General features: G+C 66.4%; 34 protein-coding genes. 22 read left to right on the top strand and 12 right to left on the bottom strand.

The window, feature by feature from the left end; all coding sequences use genetic code 11:
• Positions 1-8: 8 nt before the first annotated feature.
• The 4 genes from PS060_RS04770 to dksA all read right to left on the bottom strand — a co-directional run bounded on the left by PS060_RS04770 (position 9) and on the right by dksA (position 3,000).
• Positions 9-419, bottom strand: a complete 411-nt coding sequence (locus tag PS060_RS04770; protein ID WP_273985865.1) for a DUF4112 domain-containing protein — start codon at positions 417-419, stop codon at positions 9-11.
• A gap of 18 nt (positions 420-437) precedes the next feature.
• The gene (locus PS060_RS04775; RefSeq protein WP_273985866.1) at positions 438-1,901 is read right to left on the bottom strand and encodes an ABC transporter substrate-binding protein; all 1,464 of its coding nucleotides are present in this window, start codon (positions 1,899-1,901) and stop codon (positions 438-440) included.
• Positions 1,902-1,979: 78 nt separating this feature from the next.
• The gene (locus PS060_RS04780) at positions 1,980-2,357 is read right to left on the bottom strand and encodes a PilZ domain-containing protein (RefSeq protein WP_273985867.1); all 378 of its coding nucleotides are present in this window, start codon (positions 2,355-2,357) and stop codon (positions 1,980-1,982) included.
• A gap of 184 nt (positions 2,358-2,541) precedes the next feature.
• Positions 2,542-3,000, bottom strand: a complete 459-nt coding sequence (gene dksA, locus PS060_RS04785) for an RNA polymerase-binding protein DksA (RefSeq protein ID WP_273985868.1) — start codon at positions 2,998-3,000, stop codon at positions 2,542-2,544.
• A gap of 287 nt (positions 3,001-3,287) precedes the next feature.
• Here dksA and PS060_RS04790 point away from each other — a divergent pair, with 287 nt between their 5' ends.
• A complete protein-coding gene (locus tag PS060_RS04790) occupies positions 3,288-3,608 on the top strand; it encodes a hypothetical protein (RefSeq protein WP_273985870.1) in 321 nt (106 codons plus the stop codon).
• On the opposite strand, the gene PS060_RS04795 is transcribed toward PS060_RS04790, so the two are convergent.
• From PS060_RS04795 to PS060_RS04815, 5 genes are read right to left on the bottom strand one after another with little or no spacing between them, the layout of a single operon-like run.
• Positions 3,605-4,753: a GNAT family N-acetyltransferase gene (locus PS060_RS04795; protein ID WP_273985871.1), complete on the bottom strand. Its 1,149-nt coding sequence runs from the start codon at positions 4,751-4,753 to the stop codon at positions 3,605-3,607. The genes PS060_RS04790 and PS060_RS04795 overlap by 4 nt on opposite strands.
• Complete coding sequence (locus PS060_RS04800; RefSeq protein ID WP_273985873.1) at positions 4,750-5,478, bottom strand: glycerophosphodiester phosphodiesterase family protein; 729 nt, start codon at positions 5,476-5,478, stop codon at positions 4,750-4,752. The genes PS060_RS04795 and PS060_RS04800 overlap by 4 nt, the downstream gene beginning before the upstream one ends.
• Positions 5,475-5,933 carry a RidA family protein gene (locus PS060_RS04805; RefSeq protein ID WP_273985874.1) on the bottom strand — a complete coding sequence of 153 codons (459 nt, stop codon included), beginning with the start codon at positions 5,931-5,933 and terminating at the stop codon, positions 5,475-5,477. Before PS060_RS04805 ends, PS060_RS04800 begins: the two co-directional genes overlap by 4 nt.
• An 11-nt stretch (positions 5,934-5,944) precedes the next feature.
• Positions 5,945-6,559, bottom strand: coding sequence for an HAD family hydrolase (locus tag PS060_RS04810; protein WP_273985876.1), 615 nt, complete (start codon positions 6,557-6,559; stop codon positions 5,945-5,947).
• The gene (locus PS060_RS04815; RefSeq protein ID WP_273985878.1) at positions 6,556-6,792 is read right to left on the bottom strand and encodes a DUF3572 family protein; all 237 of its coding nucleotides are present in this window, start codon (positions 6,790-6,792) and stop codon (positions 6,556-6,558) included. The genes PS060_RS04810 and PS060_RS04815 overlap by 4 nt, the downstream gene beginning before the upstream one ends.
• A gap of 94 nt (positions 6,793-6,886) precedes the next feature.
• Between PS060_RS04815 and PS060_RS04820 the strand changes: the two genes are divergently transcribed.
• On the top strand, positions 6,887-7,249 hold the full coding sequence (locus PS060_RS04820; protein ID WP_273985879.1) for a response regulator: 363 nt from the start codon (positions 6,887-6,889) through the stop codon (positions 7,247-7,249).
• Between the two features lie 6 nt (positions 7,250-7,255).
• On the opposite strand, the gene PS060_RS04825 is transcribed toward PS060_RS04820, so the two are convergent.
• Positions 7,256-7,831, bottom strand: coding sequence for a Pycsar system effector family protein (locus PS060_RS04825; protein WP_273985880.1), 576 nt, complete (start codon positions 7,829-7,831; stop codon positions 7,256-7,258).
• A gap of 135 nt (positions 7,832-7,966) precedes the next feature.
• Here PS060_RS04825 and PS060_RS04830 point away from each other — a divergent pair, with 135 nt between their 5' ends.
• Both PS060_RS04830 and spt read left to right on the top strand, forming a co-directional pair.
• Complete coding sequence (locus tag PS060_RS04830) at positions 7,967-8,209, top strand: acyl carrier protein (protein WP_273985881.1); 243 nt, start codon at positions 7,967-7,969, stop codon at positions 8,207-8,209.
• A gap of 2 nt (positions 8,210-8,211) precedes the next feature.
• Positions 8,212-9,450: a serine palmitoyltransferase gene (gene spt / locus PS060_RS04835; RefSeq protein WP_273985882.1), complete on the top strand. Its 1,239-nt coding sequence runs from the start codon at positions 8,212-8,214 to the stop codon at positions 9,448-9,450.
• Here spt and PS060_RS04840 read toward each other — a convergent pair.
• The gene (locus PS060_RS04840) at positions 9,443-10,009 is read right to left on the bottom strand and encodes a hypothetical protein (protein ID WP_273985883.1); all 567 of its coding nucleotides are present in this window, start codon (positions 10,007-10,009) and stop codon (positions 9,443-9,445) included. The genes spt and PS060_RS04840 overlap by 8 nt on opposite strands.
• 57 nt (positions 10,010-10,066) lie before the next feature.
• The gene (locus tag PS060_RS04845; protein WP_273985884.1) at positions 10,067-10,339 is read right to left on the bottom strand and encodes an usg protein; all 273 of its coding nucleotides are present in this window, start codon (positions 10,337-10,339) and stop codon (positions 10,067-10,069) included.
• 262 nt (positions 10,340-10,601) lie between these two features.
• Between PS060_RS04845 and PS060_RS04850 the strand changes: the two genes are divergently transcribed.
• The 18 genes from PS060_RS04850 to PS060_RS04935 all read left to right on the top strand — a co-directional run bounded on the left by PS060_RS04850 (position 10,602) and on the right by PS060_RS04935 (position 25,947).
• A complete protein-coding gene (locus PS060_RS04850) occupies positions 10,602-11,075 on the top strand; it encodes a hypothetical protein (protein ID WP_273985885.1) in 474 nt (157 codons plus the stop codon).
• Positions 11,072-12,436, top strand: coding sequence for a DNA-packaging protein (locus tag PS060_RS04855; RefSeq protein WP_273985886.1), 1,365 nt, complete (start codon positions 11,072-11,074; stop codon positions 12,434-12,436). Before PS060_RS04850 ends, PS060_RS04855 begins: the two co-directional genes overlap by 4 nt.
• Positions 12,437-12,462: 26 nt before the next feature.
• Positions 12,463-13,620 carry a phage portal protein gene (locus PS060_RS04860; RefSeq protein ID WP_273985888.1) on the top strand — a complete coding sequence of 386 codons (1,158 nt, stop codon included), beginning with the start codon at positions 12,463-12,465 and terminating at the stop codon, positions 13,618-13,620.
• On the top strand, positions 13,617-13,922 hold the full coding sequence (locus tag PS060_RS04865) for a DUF6127 family protein (RefSeq protein WP_273985889.1): 306 nt from the start codon (positions 13,617-13,619) through the stop codon (positions 13,920-13,922). Before PS060_RS04860 ends, PS060_RS04865 begins: the two co-directional genes overlap by 4 nt.
• Positions 13,907-14,323, top strand: coding sequence for an HK97 family phage prohead protease (locus tag PS060_RS04870; RefSeq protein WP_273985890.1), 417 nt, complete (start codon positions 13,907-13,909; stop codon positions 14,321-14,323). The genes PS060_RS04865 and PS060_RS04870 overlap by 16 nt, the downstream gene beginning before the upstream one ends.
• Before the next feature lie 176 nt (positions 14,324-14,499).
• Entirely contained in the window at positions 14,500-15,657 is a 1,158-nt protein-coding gene (locus PS060_RS04875; RefSeq protein ID WP_273985891.1) for a phage major capsid protein, read from the top strand.
• Positions 15,658-15,808: 151 nt separating this feature from the next.
• A complete protein-coding gene (locus PS060_RS04880) occupies positions 15,809-16,351 on the top strand; it encodes a head-tail connector protein (protein ID WP_273985892.1) in 543 nt (180 codons plus the stop codon).
• A gap of 156 nt (positions 16,352-16,507) precedes the next feature.
• Positions 16,508-16,906, top strand: a complete 399-nt coding sequence (locus tag PS060_RS04885) for a DUF3168 domain-containing protein (protein WP_273985895.1) — start codon at positions 16,508-16,510, stop codon at positions 16,904-16,906.
• A 3-nt stretch (positions 16,907-16,909) separates the two neighbouring features.
• Positions 16,910-17,317 (top strand): phage major tail protein, TP901-1 family, encoded by a 408-nt coding sequence (locus tag PS060_RS04890; RefSeq protein ID WP_273985896.1) that lies wholly within the window; start codon positions 16,910-16,912, stop codon positions 17,315-17,317.
• A complete protein-coding gene (locus tag PS060_RS04895) occupies positions 17,317-17,628 on the top strand; it encodes a gene transfer agent family protein (protein ID WP_273985897.1) in 312 nt (103 codons plus the stop codon). Before PS060_RS04890 ends, PS060_RS04895 begins: the two co-directional genes overlap by 1 nt.
• Positions 17,625-17,825 (top strand): phage tail assembly chaperone, encoded by a 201-nt coding sequence (locus tag PS060_RS04900; RefSeq protein ID WP_273985898.1) that lies wholly within the window; start codon positions 17,625-17,627, stop codon positions 17,823-17,825. The genes PS060_RS04895 and PS060_RS04900 overlap by 4 nt, the downstream gene beginning before the upstream one ends.
• On the top strand, positions 17,818-18,393 hold the full coding sequence (locus PS060_RS04905; protein ID WP_273985899.1) for a tail tape measure protein: 576 nt from the start codon (positions 17,818-17,820) through the stop codon (positions 18,391-18,393). The genes PS060_RS04900 and PS060_RS04905 overlap by 8 nt, the downstream gene beginning before the upstream one ends.
• Positions 18,394-18,409: 16 nt before the next feature.
• Positions 18,410-20,731, top strand: a complete 2,322-nt coding sequence (locus PS060_RS04910; protein ID WP_273985902.1) for a DUF2460 domain-containing protein — start codon at positions 18,410-18,412, stop codon at positions 20,729-20,731.
• Positions 20,731-21,540 (top strand): DUF2163 domain-containing protein, encoded by an 810-nt coding sequence (locus tag PS060_RS04915; protein ID WP_273985904.1) that lies wholly within the window; start codon positions 20,731-20,733, stop codon positions 21,538-21,540. The genes PS060_RS04910 and PS060_RS04915 overlap by 1 nt, the downstream gene beginning before the upstream one ends.
• Positions 21,537-21,956 (top strand): hypothetical protein, encoded by a 420-nt coding sequence (locus PS060_RS04920; RefSeq protein ID WP_273985905.1) that lies wholly within the window; start codon positions 21,537-21,539, stop codon positions 21,954-21,956. The genes PS060_RS04915 and PS060_RS04920 overlap by 4 nt, the downstream gene beginning before the upstream one ends.
• A 4-nt stretch (positions 21,957-21,960) precedes the next feature.
• On the top strand, positions 21,961-24,144 hold the full coding sequence (locus PS060_RS04925; RefSeq protein ID WP_273985906.1) for a phage tail protein: 2,184 nt from the start codon (positions 21,961-21,963) through the stop codon (positions 24,142-24,144).
• 18 nt (positions 24,145-24,162) lie between these two features.
• The gene (locus tag PS060_RS04930; protein WP_273985907.1) at positions 24,163-24,627 is read left to right on the top strand and encodes a DUF2793 domain-containing protein; all 465 of its coding nucleotides are present in this window, start codon (positions 24,163-24,165) and stop codon (positions 24,625-24,627) included.
• Between the two features lie 168 nt (positions 24,628-24,795).
• Positions 24,796-25,947 carry an OmpA family protein gene (locus tag PS060_RS04935; RefSeq protein ID WP_273985908.1) on the top strand — a complete coding sequence of 384 codons (1,152 nt, stop codon included), beginning with the start codon at positions 24,796-24,798 and terminating at the stop codon, positions 25,945-25,947.
• Positions 25,948-26,260: the final 313 nt, after the last annotated feature.

The following is a 26,260-nucleotide window of genomic DNA, read 5'->3' on the forward strand; positions in this document are numbered from 1 at the left end:
TGAGGAAACTAGCCCTCGATCACGCGGGTCTGCGGATGGTGCGCGTCGATGTGCTTGATGAGGATGCGCAGGTTCTTGGAGTTCGAACGGAACACAAGGTCAGCGGCATCGCCGATCAGCGGGATCGCGCCGATCGCCGTATCGAAGAGGACGTTCATGCCCATCCGCGCCAGCTTCCACTTGGGCAGGCCGAGGTTCTTGGCTTCCCACACGATATACGCCCCCATCGCCGTGGTCACGACATCGCCGAGCACCGGCACAAGGCCGACCAGCGCGTCGAGGCCCACCGGCATATTCACGCCGGGGATGGTGAAGCTGCGTTCAAGCAGCCGCTCGAGCGCGACCACGCGGGCGCGCACCGAGGCCGGATCGTTGCCGGTCGGCAGGTTGAAGGTCATGGGCTCGGGGCGGCGGGGCATGGGCTGTTCCATACCGCATTATGTGGTGGGCTGCGACAGCGGGAACAAGGGGTGCAAGCCCCAGGGGTTGGGCAGGTAACCCCGGATCGAGGCGCGCACCAGCGCCCAGCGCACGGGCGCACCGAGCGGGATGTAGACTTCGCGTTCGACGAGCGCGGCATGGGCTTCGACAAGCAGCTGCTCGCGCGCGGCGGCATCGGGCTCGGTGAGGGACTGGCGCACCAGCGCGTCGGCCCGCGGTGCGCACAGGCCTGCCCCAAGGCTGCAATTGAACTGATTGAGATACCAGCGCGGCGATGTGTAGCGGGCGAGCGTGTCGCGCAGCTCGAGATCGGCGGCCTCGCCCGGTGCGGCGCGCTTGACCGTGACCCCGATCGCACCCCATGCCTCGGCGAGCTGACGCAGCAGCAGGACACTGCCCGGCCCGCGCGGCAGGGCCACCTTCACCACCGCCTTACCGCCCGAGCCGGCATAGGCACGGACGCGCGCGGCGGCGATGCGGCGCCGATCGTCAAGCGAGGCGCCATCCCACCGGTCGTCCTCATAGGGCGGAGCGCTGTATTGGGTCGGCGGGACGATCCAGCTGCTGTCACGCCAGCCGCTGATGCCGAAGCTCTGGATCAGTGCGGCGCGGTCGATCGCCATCGACAAGGCCTCGCGCCGGCCGGGGTCGGCCATGAACCCGGTCTCGCGCCGCACGACCAGCCCGAACAGGCCAATCGCCGGGTCGACCTGCACGGTCCCGCGCGACAGGGGGCCGACCTCTGCCTGGGGGAAATCGGTGAGCGTCCCGCCCATCACCAGATCGACGTCCCCGCGAGAAAAGGCCGCGACGGCATCCTTGGCCGAAAGCGCGCGGACAGCGATGGGGCGGGCGAGCTCTTCCCAATCCTCGCGCGCGGGCAGACCGCGCGTTTCGGGGGGCAGCGCGGTCAGCCGGGCACCCTTGATGGCATCGTCGCGCGACATCGCCATCGGCCCTGCGCCGCTGCCGCTCCTGACGAAGCCCAGTTCGGGCTGCGCCATCAGGCGCAGGAAATCGGGCATGGGCGAGGACAGGCGCACCTCGATCACGCGCCCGGTCATGGCGCGAACATCGCGCACCTTGGCCAGATCAAGCCCCAGCGAGGTGCCCCGTGTCCGGTCGATTGCGGTGCGCAATTGCTGGCGGATATCGACCGCCGTGATCGCCTCGCCGTCCGGCCAGGTGGTGTCGCGCAGGCGGAAGATGTAGCTCAGGCCGTCATCGGTGACGATCCAGCGTTCGGCAATCGCGGGCACCACCTGACCAGCCGCGTCGAGGCCGACCAGCCCTTCCTGCGTCGCCCCGCGCATATGCTGCGCCGCAGCCGGCAAGCGGACGCCTTGCGCAAAGGGGTCTTCGCGCGCGCCGATCATCGCCACTTCGACCGTTCCGCCGCCGTTCGAAGGGCCACAGGACGCCGTTGCCAGCGCAGCAAGCAAAGTCAGCCAGAATCGCATCGCTGCCTGCCTAGCAGGTTGCGGCGCGCGGGTCAGCGGGGGGTGCAGGAAAGCGGTGGGTGCCGCCTGATGCGACGATCAGATCTTGCGCAACCGGCCCGGCTCGGGCGGGGGCGGAGCGCGGTGCGCCCACGAAGGCTTGACGATCGCGGCCGCCGGCGTGTCACCGGCCTGAAGCGGGCGCCGTGCCTTCTGGGAATCGATCTCTTCGTCGAAGGCAATGCCGAAACGACTGTCCTGAACCCAGGCGACCGTGCCGCCGACTTCGCCGATATTGCGCAGCTCGATGGCGAGGCGATTGCCGCGCTGGACGCGCAGCTGCCCCTCACCCATCATCCCGCCATCCGACAGGTTGCGCACCCGCACCCGGTGGACTTCGGTGCCCTGCTCGACGCGAATATCAGCCAGCAGAAACAGGCTGTCGCGCGCGACGCTGCGTGTCTCAACCCCTGTCATTGCTGCAAGGCCTCCTTGGCAGAACATTGTCTTGCGACCTGTGCGGCGCGCAACAAATGGCACCGCGGCATAGCGAGCGTGGTGCCGCATTTGCGGTTAACAAGGCGTAAAGATTGCCCTGCGCAAACTCCCTGTTTGCAAGGGCGTACCAAGCCGGGACAAGCTGTCCGCCAGCCCTTTACGCCTAGTCGTCGCGCGAGACCTTTTCGCGGCGTTCGTGGGCTTCCTGCGCCTCGACCGTCATGGTCGCCACCGGCCGCGCGATCAGACGACGCAGCCCGATGGGATCGCCGGTGACCTCGCAATAGCCATATTCGCCCGAATCAATCCGCCGCAGCGCCGCGTCGATCTTCGACACCAGCTTGCGTTGCCGGTCGCGGGTGCGCAGTTCGATGCCCCAGTCGGTCTCGCTTGAGGCGCGGTCGGTGAGGTCAGCTTCGCGGATCGGACCATCGGCCAGCGATTGCAGCGTCTGCCCGGCGGCGGAATGGATCGAGCGCTTCCATTCGAGCAGCAGCATCCGGAAATAGGCCTGCTGGCGCTCGTTCATGTATTCCTCGTCCTCGCTCGGCACATAGTCCGGCGCGAGCATACGCTTGGCCTTTTCGAGGATGTCGATATCGTCAGACGCGGCGGTTGGCATCAAGCTTTCTCATCCCGTGAGCCGCTGGGGAGACCATCGCGTCCTGACGCCCTGAATTTTTTCATTGGCTCACCTGGTCCCAGCAAGCGAAGAGCAATGCGCCGCCTATAGGCAAGCCCCCCTTGGCGCACAAGCGGCTTTGGGAATGATCGGGGGGCAAACCGGCCGAGGCTCGCGGGAGCCGACAAAGTGCAACCGCTGTTAACTAATTTTTGACCATAAACGCCGCACTCCTTGCAGCACGGAAGGTCGCCGGGGGGCGATCTGGTGACTGACGGGGACCACTTATGACGATCATCACTCTGAACGCGAATGTCGCGCAGCACGCCGCCGAAGATACCATGCTGGGCGCATGGCTGGCCGCCGCAAGCGAAGGACAGGCAGGCGCCTGCTTCGATCTCGGTGTCGCCTTCTCGACCGGCAGCAACGGCGCGCCCTGCGATCTCATCGAAGCGCACAAGTGGTTCAACCTCGCCGCTGCGCGCGGGCACGAGGAAGCGGCCCATTGCCGCGCCGACATTTCCGACGAAATGACCGCCCGCGAAATCGCCGAAGCCCAGCGCCGCGCGCGCCAGTGGCTCGCCGAGGGCCGCCTGCGCGCCGCCTAATCTTTGCGGAACGGGGTGCGACTGCCGAGGTAGAGCTGGTCGCTCGCCACCCCGGCGCGCTCGCGTTCGAGGAAATCGGCGACCGCCGCGCGAAAGCCGGGATCGGCGATCCAATGGGCCGAAAGCGTCTGCACCGGTTCGTAGCCCCGGGCGAGTTTGTGCCCGCCCTGTGCTCCCGCCTCGACCCGCGCCAGTCTGCGCGCAATCGCAATGTCGATCGCCTGATAGTAGCACAGCTCGAAATGCAGGAAGCGCACCTCGCGCGTGCAGCCCCAATAGCGCCCGTAGAGCGCCTCCTTCCCGGCGAAATTCAGCGCCCCGGCAATCGCCTCGCTGCCGTCATAGGCGAGGATCAGCACGATCCGGTCGCCCATCCGCTCGCCAAGCAGACTGAAGGCCTCGCGGGTGAGATAGGGGCTGCCCCATTTGCGGCTGCCCGTGTCCTGATAGAATACCCAGAAGGCATCCCAATGCGCCTCGCGGATGTCTGCGCCGGTAAGGTGGCGGATGGTGAGGCCTTGCGTGGCGGCGGCGCGCTCCTTGCGCAAATCCTTCCGCTTGCGGGAGGAGAGCGCGCCGAGGAAATCCTCGAAGCTTGTGTAATTGCGGTTGAACCAGTGGAACTGGATGTCGCTGCGGGTCAGCCAGCCGCCGGCCTCGAACAGCGCGATCTGATCGTCAGCGATGAAGGTTGCATGGGCCGACGACATGGCGTTCTGCAGGCACACGGCCTCGGCCCCCTTGAGCAGATGGGGTGCTAGGCTCGGGTCGGACAGGAGCAGGCGCGGGCCGGTCGCAGGGGTGAAGGGCGCGGCGATCTGGAGCTTGGGGTAATATCGCCCGCCGGCGCGGTGCCAGGCATCGGCCCAGCTGTGATCGAAGACATATTCGCCCTGGCTGTGCCCCTTGGCATAGGACGGCATGGCTGCGAGCAGCTTTCCGCCTTCGTCGGTGATGACGATCGGCGCAGGTTCCCATCCGGTGCCCGGGCCGACGCTGCCCGAATCCTCCATCGCGGTCAGGAATTCGTGGGAGACGAAGGGGTTGTCGTTCCCGCCGAGCGCGTTCCATTCCGCGGCATCGAAACTGCCGACCGAGGGCGCGATGCGGACGGTGAGACCGCCTTCATTCGGGGCGTCGCTCACGCCAGCCCTTCCCCTTCAGCGATCAGCGCATCGGCCAGGGCAAGACCGGTCGCCCGCGTCTCAGGCGAGCGGACTGTCCACGTCAGCAGCGGGCCGCCTCCGGCACGCCATGCCGCTGCCTCGGGCCGGTGAAGGTCGCGCACATCAATGGCGAGGAAATCGGGCTGCGCGGCAGCAATCGCCTCGGGGGTGCGCCACACGCCCTCGAAGCCGTTCTCGAAACTGTCCGTGCCGACCAGCCCGCGGGTGATGGGCGAGGCGGCATCGGCAAACCATTCTGGCACACGAGGATCAAAACTCATCACCGCTACGGCACCTTGGTAGTCGGCCAGCCGCGCCGCCACCGCCGCACAGGAGCGGGCGACATCATAGCCGGGCATCGACTTCACCTCGATCAGCAGCGGCACCTGCCCGGCAATCAGGTCAAGCAGCGCTTCCAGTCGCGGCGGGCGCTGATCGGTGCCGAGCAGGCCGAGCGCGCCGAGGGCATCGGCGCTGAACATCGCGACTAGCCCGATTGCGCCGGTCAGCCGCGACAGCTCCCAATCGTGGAACACCATCGCCGCGCCATCGGCCGACATCTGGATGTCGCACTCGATCCCCATGCCACGCGCGATCGCGCCCTTGGCAGCGGCGAGCGAATTCTCCGGCACGCCCGCACCGTGCAGCCCGCGATGGGCAAACTCCCACCGCGTCAGCCAGTCGGGAACGGGCCTTGCGCTCATGCCTTGAGGGCAACCACCGCATCAACCTCGACCGCCGCCCCGCGCGGCAGGGCGGGCACGCCCACGGCAGCACGCGCGTGCTTGCCAGCATCGCCGAACACCTGCTCCATCAGATCGGACGCGCCATTGGCGACTTCGGGCTGATCGGTGAAGTCGGCGGTGCAATTGATGAAAGCACCGAGCTTGACGATCCGCTCGACCTGCTCAAGCAGCCCGGCCGCATCGAGCTGCGCGACGATCATCAGCGCACAGGCCCGCGCCGCAGCCTGACCTTCGGCAACGCTGACATCATCGCCCAGCCGGCCTTTGATCACCTGGCCATCGGCAAAGGGCAGCTGGCCCGAAACATGGGCAAATCCGCCATGCACCACGACCGGCACATAGCTTGCCACGGGTGCGGCGGCTTTGGGCAGGGTAATGCCGAGCGTGTCGAGTTTTGCGCGGATTGTCGTCATTCTTAAGCTCCTCAAAGTCGATCCAGCAGCCACGGAAGCGCTTCGTCCCAACGGTCGATCCGGGCTTCGGCGTGGCCTGATTTGTGTGCGCAATCAATGGCATGGGCAATCATCGGTTCGCCGCACAGGTGCAGGCGGGTAACCTGCGGAGTGATCTCTGCAACCGAGGCATGATGCTGCGCCAGATCATCGATGAAGAACGCCTTGGCGGGCGCATATTCCTCGATAATCGCCTTTAATGCCGGGCCTTTGGGGCCCTGATTGGTGAACACCCGGGCATTGATTCCGACCTTGGCCAATTGCTCGGCCCGGGCATCGCGGTGGTGGTCGGTAAGGTTGGTCAAAATCACAACATCGGCCTTTTCGGCGAGGGTGTTGATCCCCTCGACCGCGCCAGCGATGGGCATTTGCGAATCCATTTCGTTGTCGAAAAAGAGCCGCAACATCCGCCAGATATCGGGCGGGGCGAGCAATTCTCCGCTCTCCTTCCAGCGCAGCGCCTCGGCGAAATTGTGGCCTTCGAGGTGGAAGCTGACGCCCTGGCTCGCCTCCAGCCAGTCCTTGAAGGGCGCTACCATGTGCAGCAGCACTTCGTCGCAATCGGAGATGATCAGGGGGCGGGTCATGCTTGCAAAGCGTCCTTGGCGGCGACCAGTTCCTCGGGCGTGACGGCAAGCGCCTCGGCCGCGCGGATCAGGTCGGGTTCGTGATTGGCGAGGAATTCCAGCGCCGAGGCGAGGATCAGGGGATCGCCCAGCCCGCTGCGCAGAGAATCGGGATCGAGCCCGGTCAATTCAAGATAGCGCGCGGCGCGATCCCCACATTCCAGCACCCAGCCAAGCGCCGCCAGCGCCAGCATTTGCGGGTTGGTCGGCTCGGGGGCGGAGCAAAGCGGGATTGTTCTGTCCTTTGCGCGGGGTTAATCGTAAGGCGGTCGTTATGCGGGGCGTGCAGTGACAAAGCGGATCATGGTTGTCGAGGACAATGACCTCAACCGGAAATTGTTCTGCGACGTCTTGCGCGCGAACGGCTTCGATGTGGAGCCGGTGGCCGACGGTAATCTGGTGCTGGAGACGGCGCGGCTGGTGACCCCGGATCTCATCATCATGGACATCCAGCTCGGCGGCGTCTCAGGCGTTGACCTGATCGAGGCGGCCAAGCGCGACCGCCGCCTCTCGGGCATCCCGGTGCTTGCGGTGACCGCCTTTGCCGCCAAGGGCGACGAGGAACGCATTCGCGCCGCTGGAGCCGAGGGCTATCTGTCGAAGCCGGTGTCGATCGGGCCTTTCATGAATGCGGTCAACGCTCTGGTGTAACCGGCGTCACGCATAACGCACTGCGATTTCTATGAAAAACGTGATCGCCGTCAGACACATGCCGAACATGAAGCTCTTGTAGGCGTAGGCGAGGAATTTGTACTTCTTGCGCTGGAGCACCTGCCCGTTCTGGTAAACATCGTGCAGCATGGTGCGAAACACCGTTTCGTCAGCCCGCAGTTCGGACAGCACGCTGTCGGTCCATTCACTCTCGTCCATGTGCGTGAAGTATCCGAAAAACAGCTTGTTCGGCACGCCGTCATTGAGTTTCGCCGATTGCGGGGTGCTGACCGAGGGTAGCACCGCAAACACCGCGCACATGGCCGAAATGAAGGCAAACAGCGCCAGCACCGCGAGCGATATCGGCAGCGATCCTCCACGCGCCTGCCCGACTGCGATGGTGAAGACGAGAAAGGTCGCGCCCATAAGGATCGAGGCCTTCTGGTCGGCCATCTGGCTCAGGGCGAGGTTGATCTGCTGGGTGGTGCGCACCAGATGGATCGCGTGATTGGAATAGCCCGATGGCGAGGGAAGCGACGGCGCAGCCTTGGGCACTTCGCCATCGGTCGGATTTTCAGCCATACTTCCCCCCCGGAAAGGCCGCGCCACCCTGCCTTGGCGCGGCGAAAACTTGACAAGCTGCATCATCCGCCGCTTTGCAGCCGTATTACCGGGCTAAGGCCCGCGCGACAACCGACCCGAAGAAAGCACCTCGCCATGACTCCCGCAGAAGTCGATGCCACCATCCGCAATCTTGTCGCGCCCTTCAACAAGAAGGGCATCGCGATCGAGGATGCGACCACCTTTGCCGGCGATCTCGAATTCGACAGCCTCACCGTGATGGATTTCGTCGCTGCGATCGAGGACGAGTTCGACATCATAATCAGCATGAACCAGCAGGCCGAGATCGAAAACTGGGGTCAGCTCGTCGCCGCAGTCCACAAGTTGCAGGATAGCTGATAATGGCAACCGCCATGACCGAAACGACCACCGCTGCCGAGCCCGTCGACCTGCTCGCCAAGTTCGATCCCATCATCCAGACCCGCGAGCAGCTTCTCGCCGCCGGGGTGGAGGATCCGTTCAATCTGGTGATGGAGCAGGTGCTCTCGCCCACCCGCGCAGTGTGCAACGGGCGCGACACGATCCTGCTCGGCACCTACAACTACATGGGCATGACCTTCGACCCCGACGTGATCGCGGCCGGCAAGGCGGCGATGGAGGATTTCGGCGCGGGGACGACCGGCAGCCGCGTGCTCAACGGCACCTTCCGCGACCACCGCGATGTCGAGGCGGCGCTGCGCGATTTCTACGGGATGGACCATGCGATGGTCTTCTCGACCGGGTATCAGGCCAACCTCGGCGTGATCTCGACGCTGGCGGGCAAGGGCGATTACATCATCCTCGACATCGATAGCCACGCCTCGATCTGGGATGGCTGCAAGATGGGCGATGCCGAGGTCGTCCCCTTCAAGCACAATGATATCGAAGCGCTCGAAAAGCGCCTGAAGCGGGTGCCGGCGGGCGCGGGCAAGCTGGTGGTGCTCGAAGGCGTCTATTCGATGATGGGCGATGTCGCACCGCTCAAGGAGATGGTGCGCATTTCCAAGGCCCACGGCGCGATGGTGCTGGTCGACGAGGCCCATTCGATGGGCTTCATCGGCGAACATGGCCGCGGCGTTGCCGAAGAACAGGGCGTGCTGGACGATGTCGACTTCATCATCGGCACCTTCTCCAAGAGCGTCGGGACGGTCGGCGGCTTCTGCGTCTCCAACCACCCGAAGTTCGAGGTGATGCGCCTCGTCTGCCGCCCCTACGTCTTCACCGCCGCGCTCCCGCCGAGCGTGATGGCCAGCAGCGCCACCTCGATCCGCAAGCTGATGCACGGCAGCAACAAGCGCGCGCATCTGTGGGAGAACAGCCGCACCCTGCACAAGGGACTGCGCGACCTCGGCTTCAAGCTCGGCACCGAAACCCCTCAGAGTGCGATCATCGCGGTGATCATGCCCGATCTCGAACGCGGCGCGATGATGTGGGAGGCGCTCTTGAAGGAAGGCCTCTACGTCAACCTCGCCCGTCCCCCGGCAACCCCGGCAGGCATGACCCTGCTGCGCTGCTCGCTGTGCGCAGAACATTCGGCCGAGCAGGTGCAGACCATCCTCGGGATGTTCGAGCGGGCTGGCAAGGCAATCGGGATTATCTGATCCGGCTGCTGCCGTCGTCGAAGGCGTTGTGCGTGACCTGTTCGGCGAACAACGCTAGCAGCCCAGTCGCGTGCGCGGCGTAGGGATCGATGTCGAGCGTTGCGCCGTCGGCAAACCGAACGCGCGAATGCCCCGTCCAGCGCTTGCCGAGATCGACGCAATCGCGGATGGATTGCTGGCGCGCGCAACCCTTGCCGGACCAGACAAGCTCATCCCCGCGCCATCGCAGGCCCATGCGCAGCAGGTGTGAAATCTGGAACGCCACGTAGGCTGCACCCAGTGCAAAGGTCGAGGCCAGCAGAAAAGCCCAGCGCATCTGCTCTGCCGCATCATGGCGGGCAGAACCGACAAACAACCATACCCAGCTGATCAGCAATGACAAAGCCCAGCTGCCCAGCACAGCGAACCAATGCGACGCCGACGGCGCGATCAGCCGCCAGCCCCGCGGCTTCTGACGCCGTGACAAGGCAATCATCATCGCCGTCAGGCCAGCCAGCACCAACCCATGCGCAGTGAGCAGCACAGCCAGCGGCAGTTCCGTAACGTGATCTTGCAGCACAGCGCGTCGTCCTTGGGGGGTCCGAAGACGGCAGCTTGGCGTGAAAAGCGCTAAAATTCAGTGGATGGAAATGATCCCGTCGACGGCGCGCCATTCCTGCGGGCCGATCAGGTGCTTGTGTGCGACCCGCACCGAATGCAGCACCGCGTCGATCTCGCGCCGCCAGAAGGCGAGGAAGCGATCGAGCTCGGGAAACTGCGGGGCGACGTCATACTGCTGCATCACGAATTGCTGCAGCAGGCTGCGGTGATCGGGCATGTAGTAATGGATCTGGACGGTCGTCAGGCCGTAGCCTGCCATCTGTGCCAGGAACGCGCGGTCTGTCGTCATCACTCCTCCTCGCAAGCGACATGAAGAAAAGCTTGATCCGAGAATCGCACGAATCCGTTTGTCGTCAATGGGTCAATTGCCAGATGACCCCACATCCCTCCGCCGAAAGTGCGCGCCTGACATAACCGATATGGTTATTTATCTTGACATCGTAACGCTATCTGGTTAGGAAGAGGCATAGTCGAGAAATAGCGATTCGCCAGCAGGCGGCCCTCCGATCGGGAGCGCCGCCTTTTTTGTCTGTGCGCGAGGAGAACCCGACATGGCCAATGCCAAGCGCGTCACGATCCGCCCGAGTCTGCGACAGGGCGAGGCCGATCACGTCAACAAGCAGTGGCGCGCGACATTCCTCGACCATCTGGCCGAAAGCTCCAATGTGACCACCTCCGCTGCCGCTGCGGGGATCAGCCCGGGCCGCGCCTACAAGGTGCGCCGTGAAGACCCCGAATTTGCCCGACTATGGGGGGTGGCGCTGGCCGAGGGCTACCTGCATCTCGAAATGGACGTCGTGCGGCGCTTGCGCGAAGGCGACACGAAGACGGCCGACGAGGGCAAGTTCGACTTCGCCAATGCCATCCGCCTGCTCGCCGCCCACCGCGATGCGGCTGCGCGCGGTGCAAACCAGGTCCGCGATGTCAGCGCTGCCGAAGTGCGCGCCTCGATCGACCGCAAGATCGAGGACATTCGCCGCCGGATCGCCCGGCAGAAGGCGGCTGCACAGGGCCAGCACCAATGAGTGGCCCCTATGACGAAATGGTCGACCAGATGGCCGACCCTGACACACCCGAGGGCGAACGGGCCGATAGCGAAAAGGTCTATCGCGCCCTCGCCGACATACTGAACCAGAACGAGAAGAACAGCTTCGACTACCTGTGGGACTACACCGCCCGCAAAGAGCAGCTCCCTCCGCAGGGCGATTGGCGGGTCTGGATGATCATGGCCGGTCGCGGCTTCGGCAAGACCCGTGCAGGGGCCGAGTGGGTGCGCATGATCGCAGATGCCAACCCCCACGCCCGCATCGCGCTCATTTCCTCCTCGCTTGCCGAAGCGCGCGCGGTGATGGTTGAAGGCGAAAGCGGGCTGCTGGCGATCTGCCGGCCCGATCACCAGCCCATCTTCGAGCCTTCGCTCCACCGCATCCGCTTTGCCAGCGGGGCGCAGGCGCAATTGTTCTCCGCAGCCGAACCGGAAACCCTGCGCGGCCCGCAGCACAGCCATGCCTGGTGCGACGAGATCGGCAAGTGGCCGCTCGCCAATGAACGGGCGACGCGGTGCTGGGATAATCTCCTGCTGGGGATGCGGCTGGGTGAAGACCCCCGCATCGCCGTCACCACCACACCGCGCGCGGTTCCGCTGGTCAAGCGGCTGGTGGCGCAGGCGGCAGACGGCGACGCAGTGGTGATCAGCCGCGGCTCGACCAATGACAACAGCTGCCTGCCGGAACGCTTTCGCGCTGCCATCGCCAGCGAATATGGCGGCACGCAGCTTGCCCGGCAGGAGATTAATGGCGAGCTGCTCGAGGACATCGAAGGCGCGTTGTGGACGCGATCGCTGATCGAGCGGTCGCGCGAGGATGGGACGGTGCCTGAGGCGGCCCGGGTGGTGGTCGCGGTCGATCCGCCTGCCAGCGCCAGTGGTGATGAATGCGGGATCATCGTCGCCATGCTCGGGATCGACGGCATCGCGCGGGTGGTGGCCGATTGTTCGCTCGGCGGGGCTGCGCCCTCCGAATGGGCGCGGCAGGTTGCCGATGCAGCGCAGCAGTGGCAGGCCGACCGCGTCGTGGCAGAGGCCAACCAGGGCGGCGCGATGGTGGAAACCGTGCTGCGCGCGGCCGACCAGACCCTGCCGGTCAGGCTCGTCCATGCGAGCCGCGGCAAGACCGCCCGCGCCGAGCCTGTCGCCGCGCTCTATGCCGCCGGACGGGTGCGCCATGTCGGGGTGTTCGCGCGGCTCGAGGATCAACTGTGCGGGCTGCTCGTCGGCGGCACCTATGCCGGCCCCGGACACAGCCCTGACCGCGCCGATGCGGCAGTGTGGGCGCTGACCGAGTTGCTGCTCGGCAAGACCATGCGTCCCAGCATCACACCCTTGTGACGGCCCACACAACCAAAGGAAAACTCATGGCCTTGCTCGACATCTTCCGCTCCGCCTTCAAGGGCGGGGAGCAGACCCGTGTGCCGCTGACGGCCAGCGCAATGCAGGGCTGGCTGCCGGCTTTCGAGGCCGGCCCGGCCCCGCGCAGCTACGAATATCGTCGTGCCATTGCGGAGGGCTTTCTGGCCAACCCCATCGCCCAGCGGTCGGTGCGGCTGCTGGCCGAGGGTGTGGGTCAGGCGCCGCTCGACTGCTCCGAACCGCGGCTCGCTGCGCTGGTGACGGCCACGAGCGCCGGACAATCGCTGGTCGAAACCCTGGCAGCCAGCCTGCTGCTACATGGCAATGCCTATGTGCAGATCATCAAGGACGCCTCCGGCACGCCCATCGAACTGTTCGCGCTGCGGCCGGAACGGGTCAAGGTGGTGCTTGATGCAAGGGGCTGGCCCTGCGGCTTCGATTACGCCGTCGACGGACACACCACGCACCTTGCCAGCGAAGACGAGAACGGCTGGCCCAGCGTGATCGCGATCCGGGCGATGCACCCGCTCGATGACCACTGCGGCGCAGGGGCGCTCGAAGCGGCATGGCAGGCGGTGCTGATCCATAATGCCGCGACCGCATGGAACCGGTCGCTGCTGGAGAACGCCGCGCGCCCCTCGGGCGCCCTGGTCTATGAGACCGGGGACGGCGCAGCACTGGCGCATGAGCAGTTCGAACGCTTGCGGCGCGAGCTTGATATTGCCTTTTCAGGCGCGACCAACGCGGGCCGCCCCATGCTGCTGGATGGCGGACTGAAGTGGCAAAGCATCGCGCTGTCCCCGGCCGACATGGACTTCGCGACGCTCAAGAGCGCGGCGGCCCGGGACATAGCCCTTGCCTTCGGCGTGCCGCCGATGCTGCTCGGCCTGCCGGGAGACAACACCTACGCCAATTACCGCGAGGCCAACCGCGCGCTGTGGCGGCTGACCTTGCTCCCGCTCGCCGAGAAGCTGTTCGCCGCTCTGCGCGAGGGGCTGGCGCCGTGGTTCCCCGAGGCTGCGCTTCGTATCGATCTCGATCAGGTGCCGGCCCTGTCCGAGGATCGCGAACGCCTGTGGTCGCAAGTCTCCGATGCCGATTTCCTGAGCCGCGCCGAAAAGCGCCAGATGCTGGGCTTCCCAGCCGAGGAGAATGCCCCATGAGCCGTGAAGACATTTTGGCCAGCCTGATGGCGCAGGCGCGCGAGGAGGGAGCCGGCCTCGTCACCCTGCGCGCCATCGTCGAGGAAGCGAGCGGTCTTGCCACCGACCGCGCTCTCGAACGCCTTGGCCTCGGCGATCCGGGCGCGGAAGGCGACCTGGGCGAACTGCGCGAGCTGCTCCAGGCGTGGCGCGATGCCAAGACCAGCGCCTGGAAGGCTTTCATCGAATGGATCATTCGCGGCGCACTGGCGCTGCTGCTGATCGGCATTATCGTAAGGCTTGGCGCATGGGACCGGCTGTGAGCGCGGCCCCGATGCGGTTTGCCGGCTATGCCGCACTGTTCGACATTGCCGATGCCGGACGCGACACGATCCGGCGCGGCGCCTTTGCACGGACATTGGCGGCCCGCGATGGGCCGCTGCCGCTGTACTGGCAGCACCGTCCCGACCAGCCGATCGGCATCATTGAAAGCGCTGCGGAAGATGCGCGCGGCCTGAGGGTGATCGCCCGCATCGATCGGCCTCAAAGCCGGGCGGCCCAGTTGCTGTCGCAGCGCGCGGTCAATGGTCTGAGCTTTGGCTTTCGTGCCCGCACCGCGCGCCAAAGCCCGGCTGGCCGCGAACTGATCGAGGTCGACCTCTTCGAAGTCAGCCTGGTCACGCATCCGCTGCACCCCATGGCGCGGGTGCATTTGATCAAATAGCCTCAAGCGCCGGCGGCCGCATCCGCGGCCTCGGCTTTCCTCGCTCCCTCCGGTCGCTGCGGGCGGCCGGTCGGCCTTGCGGTCGCTGCGCGACCGAAATCCCGCAAAACCGCAACCCTTCCACCGGCCGCCACTGGGGCGGCCTTTTTTCTGCCCAACCGAAAGGCCTCTGCCCCATGGACAATACCTCTACCCCCAATGGCCCCGCCACCGATCAGCTCGACGCCAGCTTTGACATCCTTGCCCGTCAGGACGAGGCTGAGGCGAACATCGCAGCGCTGCGCAATGATGTCGACGAAGTGAAGTCCCGCCTCGACAAGGTCGCGCGGGCGGCCAGCCGTCCGGCGATGGGCGGCGCGGCACCGGCTGGCGACCCGGCGGAGGTCAAGAGCTTCGTCGATGGCTATCTTCGCCGCGGTCGCGAGACCGAACTCAAGTCGATCACCGGTGTCACGCCCGCCGATGGCGGCTTTGCCGTGCCGCGCCAGATCGACGCGGCGATTGCCTCGCGGATCGTCAAGATGAGCCCGATCCGCTCGATCGCGCAGGTCGTGCAGACCGGAACGGCAGGCTACCGCAAGCTGGTGGCGACCACCAATGTGGCCTCGGGCTGGGTCACCGAAGCAGCCGCGCGTCCGGAGACAGGCACCCCGCAGTTCGCGGAAATCGCGCCTCCGAGCGGCGATCTCTACGCCAACCCGGCGGCCAGCCAGGCGATGCTCGACGATGCCGCTTTCGACCTGGAAAGCTGGCTGGCGACCGAGATCGCCAACGAATTCGCCCGCGCCGAAGGGGCCGCCTTCGTCAAAGGCACGGGCACCAATCAGCCTGAGGGCTTTCTGACCGGCACCAAGGCCACCACCGATGACAGCGTGCGCCCCTTCGGGACGATGCAGTATATCGGCACCGGCAATGCGACCGGGCTGGGCACCACGCTCGATACCAAGCTGATCGATCTCATCCACACGCTGCGCCCGGGCCATCGCCAGGGCGCCGTGTTCGTGATGAACTCGGCCACGCTTGCCGCCGTGCGCAAACTGAAGACGGCAGACGGCGCCTTCATGTGGCAGCCGGGACTTGTCGAAGGCCAGCCCAACCGGCTGCTGGGCTATCCGGTGATCGAGGCCGAAGATATGCCCGATGTGGCAGCCGGCGCCTTCCCGCTGGCCTTCGGCAATTTCCGCAACGGCTATCTCATCGCCGAACGCAGCGCGACCCGGATCCTGCGCGATCCCTTCACCAACAAGCCCTTCGTCCATTTCTACGCGACCAAGCGGATCGGCGGGAAGGTGCTGGATTCGGCGGCGATCAAGCTGCTCAAGGTCGAGGCCTGAGACACCCCCGGCTTACCCCCTACCGGACGGGGCGTGTTCCCCTTCGCGCCCCGTCCGGACTCTCGCGCCCGCATCGCCTCAGGCCGTTCCTCCCGCCTGACACACGCGATGCGGGCGCAACCTTGTGGATCACTCATTGGGAGAAACCGCGATGCAGCGGACAATCGTGCAGCCCCCGGTGGCGGGCGCGCCTGCGCTGGCGGAGCTCAAGCACTGGCTCGGGATCAACCGCGACAACGAAGACGAAACGCTGATGGCGCTGCTCGATACGAGCCTGACCATCTGCGAGGCTTTCACCGGCAAGGCGCCGCTGCGCCAGACGGTCGAGGAAGTCATCCCGCTGGTGAGCGGCTGGCAAGAGCTGGTCTCGCGGCCTGTCACCGACCTGACCGCTGGCGCGCTGATCGCGCCCGATGGCAGTCGCACACCGATTGCGGTGCTGGCCGAGGTGCTCGAGTGGCGCATCACGGCCAGCGCCTGCGTCCAGATCCTGCGCCCGTTCGAAGGCCGAGGGCTCGCTTTGCAGCTTGTGGTCGGAGTTGCCAATGACTGGGCGACCCTTCCGCCGCCCCTGCGCCACGGGATCATTCGCCTCGCCGCGCATCATTTCCGCGACCGCGAGGGCAAGTCCGCTGTCCCCCCCGCCAGCGTCACCGCCTTGTGGCGGCCATGGCGCGAAATGCGGCTCGGATGATCCGCGCCGTTCTGCGCGCAGGCCGCGTGGTGCAGCAAATGCGGGCGCGGGCCGCAGCCCTTACCGCAACACAGGCTGCAACCCGCGCCCGCCGATCGCGAGCGGACTGGTATTCCGCAGCAGCGCTCTGGCCTGACCTTTTCGGAGATAGCCGCGATGGAAAATGACCTGCGCGCAAGCCTGATCGCCTGGCTCGCTGCCGATCCGGCCCTCGCCGAATTGCACGCGATCGAGGAAGAAGCGCCGCTGTCCGTCACCCCGCCCTGGCTCGGCATTGCCGCCAGTGCATCGGCCGACTGGGGCACGAAGGATCGCGCCGGGCGCGAGGTGCGGATCGCGCTTGAGCTGCAAAGCCACTCCGATCTGACCGCAGGCGACGCGGCCTTGCTGGGCGCGATCGAACGACGCGTGCTCGATCTGCCGCCGTTCCACCCCGGCTTCGAACTCGCCTCGATCCGCTTCCTGCGCTCGCGCAGCGAGGCCCGCGCGGACAACCGCCGGGCGGCGCTGGTCGAATACCGCTTCCGCATTCTCGAACCGCTTCAAGGAGCCTGACCCATGCCCGCACAATCCGGCGCCGCCTTCCTGCTCAAGATCACCAACGGAGCCTCACCCCCGGCCTATCAGACCATCGCCGGCCTGCGCACCACGCAGATGTCGATCAACGGCGACACCGTGGTCGTCACCCACAAGCAATCGGGCGGCTGGCGCGACCTGCTGTCGGGGGCGGGCAACCGCTCGGTCTCGGTCAGCGCGGCGGGAATCTTCCTCGGCAGCACGGCGGAAAGCGCAGTGCGCGCCCACGCCTTGGCTGGGACGCTCGACGATTACGAGCTGTCCTTCGAGGATGGCGAGAAGCTGCGCGGGCGGTTCCTCGTGCAGCGGCTCGATTATGCCGGGGATTTCAACGGGGAGCGCAGCTACACGCTCCAGCTCGAAAGCTCCGGCCCGGTGGTGGCGGCGTGATGCCCGCGGCCAATCCCCTGCGCGGTGAAAGCTCGCTTGCCGTAGCTGGCCGCCATTACGTGCTGCGCCCGAGCTTCGAAAACCTGGTGCTGGCCGAGGCCGAACTCGGCTCGCTGTTCGCGCTGGTCGAGCGTGCCGCCGCGGGCACGCTGACGCTGACCGAAATGACCGCGCTGTTGTGGCACTGCCTGCCCGCCGAGGGCCGCCCGGAGCGGATCGCGGTCGGGCAGGCGGTGCTGGCGATGGGGCTGGTCGGCGCGACCCAGCCGGTGCGCGCGGTGCTCGCGCAGGTCTTGCAGGGCGAGGCATGAGCGCGTCCTTCGCCGAGGCCGCCGCCCGCTGGTGCGCGCTGGCCGCACGCCTGCTGGGCTGGCGACCGGGCGAATTCTGGAGCGCCACCCCGGCCGAACTGGCGATGGCACTCGCCGCACCCGAAGACCCTGCCACCCCTCCCCCACCCACCCGCGAGATGATCGCCCGCATGATGGAGCGCGATGCCCATGACTGACACGTTCGAGGAAATGGTGATCGAAGTGCGCGCCAGCACCGATGGCTTTGCCAGCGATGTCGAGGGGATGCGCCGCTCGCTCGACGGCTCGCTGGTCGATGGCTTTGCGCGGGCGGGCAACGTGCTGGAGCGCGGCCTGCTGGGTGCGTTGCGGCGCGGGAGCCTGGGCTTTGACGATCTCAAACGGGTCGCCTTCAGCGCGCTGGGCGAGATTGCGGGGTTTGCGCTGCAATCGGGGATCGGCAGCCTGTTTGGCGGCGCGGGCGGGAGCGGGGGCGGCGGGCTCGGCAATCTGCTGGGCCAGTCGATCGGCGCGCTGTTCGGCCTGCCGGGCCGCGCGACTGGCGGGCCGGTATCGCCCGGGCGGCCTTACCTCGTGGGGGAACGCGGGCCCGAGCTGTTCGTCCCGACCCAAGCCGGGCGGGTTGAAACCGGCGCGGCGCCGGGCCGCGATGTGCGGGTGGCGATCCAGGTCGCCGTCCCGCGCGGGCAGGCCGCGCCCACCGCCATGCAGCGCTCGTCCCGCCAGATCGCCAGCGCTGTGCGCCGCGCCCTCCAGCAAGCCTGATCGAAGGAACACACCCATGGCATTCTGGCTCGCCCGCGAACGCCGGGCGCAGGAAAGCACCTTCATCCAGCGCTTCGATCCGCGCTTCTGGACCGTCAACTTCCCGCGCCCTGCCATGGCCAGCGTCGTGACGACCGGGCCGGACAGCCTGCGGATCGATGTCGAACTGCACCATGCGGGCGAGCTCGTGGGGCTGATCTGGGACAGCGCCGACACGCTCGATCACCCGCTGCTCGCCTATGCCAACGACCGCGACTATTCCCACACGATCCTGAGCTTTCGCTGGCAGTCGGACGGCGTGATTGCGCTCGACCAGCCCAATGGCCCGACGCTGACGATCGAAGGGCGCGACGCGGCAGGCTTGGCCCGCACCTGGTATGTGCGCCTCTGGAACTATGCCGAAGGCTCGCCGACCGATGCGCGCATTAAGCTGCCGTTCTCGGCGCTGGAGAGCGGTTACGGCTTGCCGGGCGAGCCGATCCATCCCGCCGATATCGACCGGATGTTCATCTCGCTGGTCGCTCCCGGCTTCGTCGCGGGCAGCACTGCGCCCCTGCCCGCACGGTTCGAGGGATCGGTCACTCTGTCCGATATCCTCGCCGACGGGGCAGGGGCGATGCTGGAGCTGGGCGATGTGCTCGTCCCCCCGCATGGCGAGCGCATGGCGACCGCCTATGACGATGCCTACAACCAGACCCCGGCCCGGCTGCTGCGCGCGGTCATCGGGCTCGGCTACCGCGAGGATCTTGTCCACTATGTCGGGATGAGCCACTTCATGCGGCTCGCGCGCCAGCCGGACGGATCGCTGAAAGCGGCAGCGGACGGTGCCCTGTGCGCCCCTGCCGCCGCCTGGCACACCAGCTTCCTCGCGCTTGCCAAGGAGAGCGGGTTCGAGGTGATCGCCTCGCTCTCCTACGAATTGTTCGACGCCTATTGCCCGGAAAGCTGGAAGCAACGCACCGCCAGTGGTGCGCCCGCGCTGACCGGATGGGTGCCGCCCTCCTCGCTGCTGTCGCCTGCCAATCCGCAGGCGATGGGGTGGCTGGCGGACGTGGCGAAAGGCTTCGTCGGGCTGCTGCGGGCGAGCGGCCAGCCGGTGCGCTTCCAGATCGGCGAGCCGTGGTGGTGGGTCACACCGGCGCGCGAGATCTGCCTCTACGACGATGCCGCCAAGGCTGCATTCGGAGGCAACCCGCCGGTTATCGCCGACATCGCAGCGCCCCAGAACGCCGCCGCCACCGCGCTGCTCGATGCGGCAGGTGTGTTGCTGGCGCAATCGACTGCCGCGCTGACCGCCGCGGTGCGCGCGGCGGCGCAGGGGCCGTCCGAAGTGCTGCTGCTGGCCTTCACCCCGACGATCCTCAACCCCGCCACGCCCGAGCTTTACCGCGCCAATCTGCCGACAGGATGGGCCGCGCCCGCCTTCGACCGGTTGCAGCTGGAAGATTACGACTGGCTCACCGCAGGAGCCGATGCTGCGCGGCGCGCGGCCTATGAACTGGTGAACGCGCGGCTCGGCTATGCCCTTGCAGATCAAGACTATCTCGCCGGCTTCGTGTTCGACCCGGCCGATGCCGAGCCGTTCTGGACGCGCATCGACGCCGGGATCGATGAAGCCGCCACGCGCGGCATCACGCGCCGCTATGTCTGGGCGCTGCCGCAGGTCAATCGCGATGGCTACACCCGCCTCGCCTCTCCCCCGGAGCAAGCCATGGATCCCTTCGACGACGTGCTTTACCCCTTTGCCCTGGGGCGCAGCGCCTCGGTCGCGCCGGAATTCTCGACCTCGATCGCGGTCACGGCCTCGGGGCACGAGAGGCGCAATTCGCTGTGGTCGGACGCAAGGCTGCACTTCGATGTCGGCCCGGGCATCCGGTCGGAGGGAGAATTGTCCGAACTGATCGCCTTCTTCCGCGCCCGGCGCGGGCCTGCGCGGGGCTTCCGGATCGCCGACCCCTTCGATAACAGTTCGAACGGCATGACCGGCGCGCCGACCATGCTCGACCAGTTGCTCGGCATCGGGGACGGACTTCGCGCGGACTTCCAGCTGTCCAAGGCCTATGGCGGGGCCGAGCCACAAGTGCGACCGATCACGCGCCCGCGGGCCGAAACGCTTGTGGTCAGCGTCGGCGGCGCGGCCAGCACCGGCTGGACGCTGGGCGACAAGGGCGTGCTGCGATTTGCCTCTCCGCCCCCCGCAGGTGCCGAGGTGCGCGCGGGTTTCCGCTTCGATGTGCCGGTGCGCTTTGCCGAGGATCGCCTCGACATTTCGGCAGTCAGCTTTGCCGCTGGCGAGGCACCTTCCGTGCCGCTCATCGAGATCAGGGAGACCGCCTGATGCGCGTTTTCTTCGACCGCGAGCTCGATACGGTCGCAACCTTCTGGCGCATCTATCGCCGTGACGGCGTCGCGCTCGCCTTCACCAGCCACGACCGTGATCTGACCTTCGGCGGCATCCGGCACATGGCGGCCCCCGGCATGGTCCCCGCCGCGATCCGCCTTACCGCCGAACTCGCGAATGACAGTGCCGAGGTGCAGGGGGCGCTCAACCACGCCTCGATCCGAGCCGTTGATCTGGCGGCCGGACTTTTCGACGAGGCCGCCATCGAGATCGGGGCGGTCGACTGGAGCGATCTTGGGCACCATACGCTCTACACCGGCCAGATCGGCCGGATCGAGGACGACCAGTCGCAATTCGTCGCCGAGCTCAAGTCGAACAAGAGCCTGCTCGAACAGGACTTGGTGCCGCGCACCAGCCCGACCTGCCGTGCCGAGTTCTGCGGCCACGGCTGTGGGCTCTCGGCGGCGCGGTTCTCCTCGGTTCAGGCGCTTGCCGCAATCGATCTCGACGCCAACCGGGTTCGCTTCGCAGGACTCGATAGCGAGGCCCATGTCGATGGCAGGATGCGCTTCATGGCGGGGCCGCAAACGGGATTGGCCTTCGGGATCATCGACGCGCAGGATGGGTGGCTGGTGCTCGACAGGCCATTGGTCGCAGGTACGCTGCCGGGCACCCGAGCGCAGCTGCGCGAAGGCTGCGATCACACGCTGGGCACCTGCTCTTCCCGGTTCGGCAATGCGACGAATTTCCGCGGGGAGCCGTTTCTTCCGGGCAATGACCTTCTTGCCCGTTATGGCCAGCCATGACCGGGCCCGTCCCGGCTTTGGCCGAGGCTGCACTCGCGCTGGTCGGCTGCCCGTTTCGCCTGCATGGACGCGATCCCGCGACCGGACTGGATTGCGTCGGTCTGGTCGCAGCGGCCCTCGCTGCAACGGGCGCGGAACCGGTGGCGCCTAGCGGCTATGGCCTGCGCAATCTGAGTATCGGCCAGTGGCTGCCGCTGGCGCTCCCGTCAGGTCTGGTGCCAGCCGATGGGCCGATCCGGGCGGGCGATGTGCTGCTGATCGCGCTTCCTCACAGCCAGCATCACCTTGTCATTGCCGTCGACCCCGCAAGGGTCGTGCACGCCCATGCCGGACTCAGGCGGGTCGTGATCCAGCCGCGCGATGTGGCCTGGCAGGTTGTGTCGCAGTGGCGTTTGGCCAATCGAAGGGAAGGCTAAGGCAATGGCAACTCTGCTTCTCACTGCGATCGGCACCGCGATCGGTGGCCCGATTGGCGGCGCGCTGGGTGCACTGGTCGGTCAGCAGGTCGACACGCGCCTGTTCGCGCCCGGGGGCCGCGAAGGCCCGCGTATGCGGGACCTGACCATCACCACATCGAGCTATGGCCAGCCGATCCCCCGCCAGTTCGGGAAGATGCGTGTCGGCGGATCGATCATCTGGTCGACCGACCTGATCGAAAGCAAGCGCAAGGAAAAGGGCCGCAAAGGCCAGCCTTCGACCACGGTCTATTCCTATTCCGCGTCTTTCGCCGTTGCCCTTTCCAGTACGCCGATTGCCCGTCTTGGACGGATCTGGGCGGACGGCAATCTGCTGCGCGGCGTGCAGGGCGACCTGAAGGTTGGCGGCACCTTGCGCGTCTATCGCGGCTTTGGTGATGACCCGGTCGATCCGCTGATCGCGGCCGCCAAGGGCAACACCGCGCCCGCCTTTCGCGACTGTGCCTATGTCGTCTTCGAGAATCTCGAACTGGGCGACTACGGCAACCGGATCCCTGCGCTGAGCTTCGAGATATTCGCCGACGGCGGCGAGGAAAGCGTGTCGCTTGCAGGGCTTGTCCCCTCGGCGGCGACACTGACCCGCGCTTTTTCGCTGGCGCACACACGCGGCTTTGCCGACGAGGGAGGGCCGCTCGCCTCGACGCTTGCGGCGATCGATCAGGTGGTGCCGCTGGTATGCCTTTCGGGGAGCGAAGGGCTCGCGATTGCCCCGCGCGCGGAAAGCGACGCCGATGTCATGACCTTGCCGCAGCAGCTTGCCACCGCCGGCTGGGGCAATGATGAGGCCCGCACCAGGCAACGCGCCAGCGCGCCTGCCCGGACACCGGCCGCACTGCGCTATTACGATGAGGAGCGGGACTACCAGACCGGTGTTCAGCGTGCCGCCGGGGCGCGCGAAGCCGGGCGCGAAGTCATGATCGATCTGCCTGCCACGATGATTGCCAGCGGCGCGCGCCAGCTCGCAAACGCCAGCGCCAACCGGGCGCGCTGGCAGCACGAAACGGTCACCTGGCACATCGCCGAACTTGATCCGCGCATTGCGCCCGGCAGCATCGTCCGGCTCCCCGATGCCCCCGGCCTGTGGCTGCTGAAGAGCTGGGAGTGGCTTGATCGCGGCATTGCCCTGGAGCTGGAAAGGCTAGCGCCGACCGGAATTGCGCCGCGACAGAGCGATCCGGGGGAAAATCTGCCGCCAATGGATCTGGTCATCCCCCCGACACACCTCGCGGCACTGGAACTTCCGCCCGACAGCAACAGCAATCCCGCCAATCCGCTGATTTTCGCAGCCGCATCAGCCGCGAACAGTGCATGGCGCGGCGCAGCACTGTTTGCCGTGCAGGGCAGCAGCCTGATCGATCTTGGAACATCCGGAACGCAGCGCGCGGTTCTCGGGGCGCTTGCCGCGCCGCTGGCGCCATCCTCCGGACTTCTGCTTGAGCCTCAGGCAAGTGCCACCATCAGCTTGGTCGCCGACGATCTCGACCTTGCCGGAACCGATCTTGCGGGGATTGCCGCCGGGGCCAACCGGTTGCTGATCGGCGGAGAACTGGTGCAGTTCCTGCGCGCAGAGCCGCTCGGCGGCGGTGGCTGGCGACTCTCCGGTCTCCTGCGCGGGCGAGGGGGAACCGAAGCCGAAGCGCTCCGCGGGCATCGGGCGCTGACCTCCGTGGTGCTCATCGATGATGCGTTGGTGCCGCTTGATCCGCTGCTGGTACCGCCGCTTGCCACTTCGCAGATCGCTGCGATCGGCACCGGCGATGCTGATACGGTCGTCGCCAGCCTCGCCAATGCAGGCCTGTCCCGCCGACCGCCCTGCCCCGTGCATCCGCAAGCCAGGATGCGTGCCGACGGAACGCTGCTGCTTTCCTGGACGCGCCGCGCGCGCGGGCAATGGCGGTGGGAAGACAGCGTCGAGGTGCCATTGGTCGAAGAACGCGAAGCCTACCGCGCCGGCTTTGGCCCGACCGGGGCACCCCATGTGGTGTGGGATCAGGATGAGCCCTCGCTTCTGCTCAGCGCAGCCGAACGCAGCAATCTGGTCACCCTTTATGGCCCAGGCGCGCTCTGGGTCAGGCAGGTTGGCACTTACGACCATTCCGAAGCGCTGCTTCTTGCAACCTTGATGTGATCCAACGGGAGACTGCGCGTGTCCGATCCGATTACCTTCCCCAGCTCAACACCCGTCATTCGCTTGCCGTTGCTGATTGCAGGTCAGGCGCAGAAGGAATTCTTCGTCAATCAGGCGCTGTGCCTGCTTGATGCGCTTCATCCGCAAGCTGTCACCGCATCGCTGCCAGCCCCACCCGCGACCGTCGGCGATGGCGAGTGCTTTCGGGTCCTGGCGCCGGCAAGCGGCGCATGGGTCGACCACGAGGATGAGATCGCCGTTTTGATCGGCGGGGACTGGCATTTCGTCAGCCCGGTTGAGGGGATGCAGCTGTTCGACAGGGCCGCCGACCACACCTTGGTGTTCCGATCCGAATGGCGATATGCCGCCGCACCCGCCGCACCCACTGGCGGTCTTGTGGTCGACACCGCGGCACGGGCCGCTCTGGCAGCGTTGATCGACGCGCTGATCACGCTCGGAATACTGGATTCGCCGAACACCTGACACCGCCGAATGGCTGATTCTCGCGCCTTTTGGCGTTGAATTTTTTTCCACAGGTGCTGCATCGCGACATTCTTGCAACACCAAGAGGGCATTGATTGCTTGCCTCTAGGATGGGGAAAAGATAGAGACACGTGGTGCCTCAAGTCCAATACAAAGGGGAATTCTAGAATGCGCAAACTCGTCATTGGTATGGCGATGGCCTCGACCGCGCTGACCTCGCCTGCCGCGGCCCGTGAAGGCCAGTGGTACATCGAGGGTGATGGCGGCGTGATGATCGTCGAAGACCAGAGCCTGGATGTGAACGGCGCGCCGGATAACGCGGTTGCCAACTATGAAACCGGCTACGACTTCGGCGGCATCGTCGGCTACGACTTCGGCGCTTTCCGCCTCGAAGCGGAAGCCAGCTACCGTGCGACTGACCTGCAGGACGTGCAGGCTGGCAACCAGGGTCTGGCGCTGAACTCGGGCGCGAACGTCCCGGGCGGCATCTCGACCTTCACCGGCACCCGCGAAGCGCTGGGTGAAGTGAACGCCCTGAGCTTCATGCTCAACGGCCTGTTCGATTTCGGCTCCGACGATGGCCTGCAGGCCTTCGCTGGCGGCGGTATCGGTGTGGCGCGCGTCGACATGGACGGCCGCGTGAACGCCAACGGCCCGGGCGTTTGGAACGATTCGGACACCGGCCTTGCCTGGCAACTGCTTGCGGGCGTCCGCGCTCCGCTGAGCGACTCGTGGGATGTCGGCCTGAAGTATCGCTACTTCAACGTGCCGGATGTGGGCCTGATCGATCCGCTGGGTCGTTCGCTCGAAACCAAGCTGAGCACCCACTCGCTGCTCGGCACCATCACCTACAACTTCGGTGGTGAAGAGCCTGTGGCTGCACCGGTGGCTGTGCCCCCGCCGCCGCCCCCGCCGCCCCCGCCGCCTCCGCCGCCTCCGCCGCCGCCCCCGGCTCCGCCGAAGGTGCCGTGCAACACTGGCCCGTACATCGTGTTCTTCGACTTCGATAAGTCGGACATCACTCCGGCGGCTGCGAACATCCTCAACAGCGCCGTCAGCGCCTATGCCAACTGCGGCACGGCGAGCGTGATGCTGGCTGGTCACACCGACCGCGCCGGTACGCCGAAGTACAACATCGGCCTCGCCGAGCGTCGTAACGCGGCTGTCAGCGCCTACCTCAGCGGCCGTGGCATTCCTGCCTCGCGCATCACCGGCCAGGCTTTCGGCGAAACCAAGCCGAAGGTGCCGACCGCCGACGGTGTCCGCGAAGCGCAGAACCGCCGCGTGGAAGTGACCTACGGTCCGGGTTCGGGCATGTAAGTCACCGTTCCGACGGAACAAGAAGAGGGGCCGGAGCGATCCGGCCCCTTTTTCTTTGCCCGCAAGCTATCTCGCTGATTCCATCAGGCTCCGGTCGCGTGGCCCAGCCCCCGGTCATGTCGGCTAGCCTTTGCCGGACAGATCAGCTGAGCAAGCGAACTTGCCAGCGCGCATCAAACCGAGATACGCGCGAACGCCCAATCAGCGCCCGCAAGGAGTAAGGGCGCAGCTCCAAGGCCGCGGCACGTGTGCGGGCTGGATCGCGCAGGCCTTGCTGCATGCCCTCGCCCTGTGACGATGCAACGGGCAGCCT

The sequence above is a fragment of the Erythrobacter sp. BLCC-B19 genome (assembly GCF_028621955.1).
In the GTDB taxonomy this organism is placed as follows: domain Bacteria; phylum Pseudomonadota; class Alphaproteobacteria; order Sphingomonadales; family Sphingomonadaceae; genus Erythrobacter.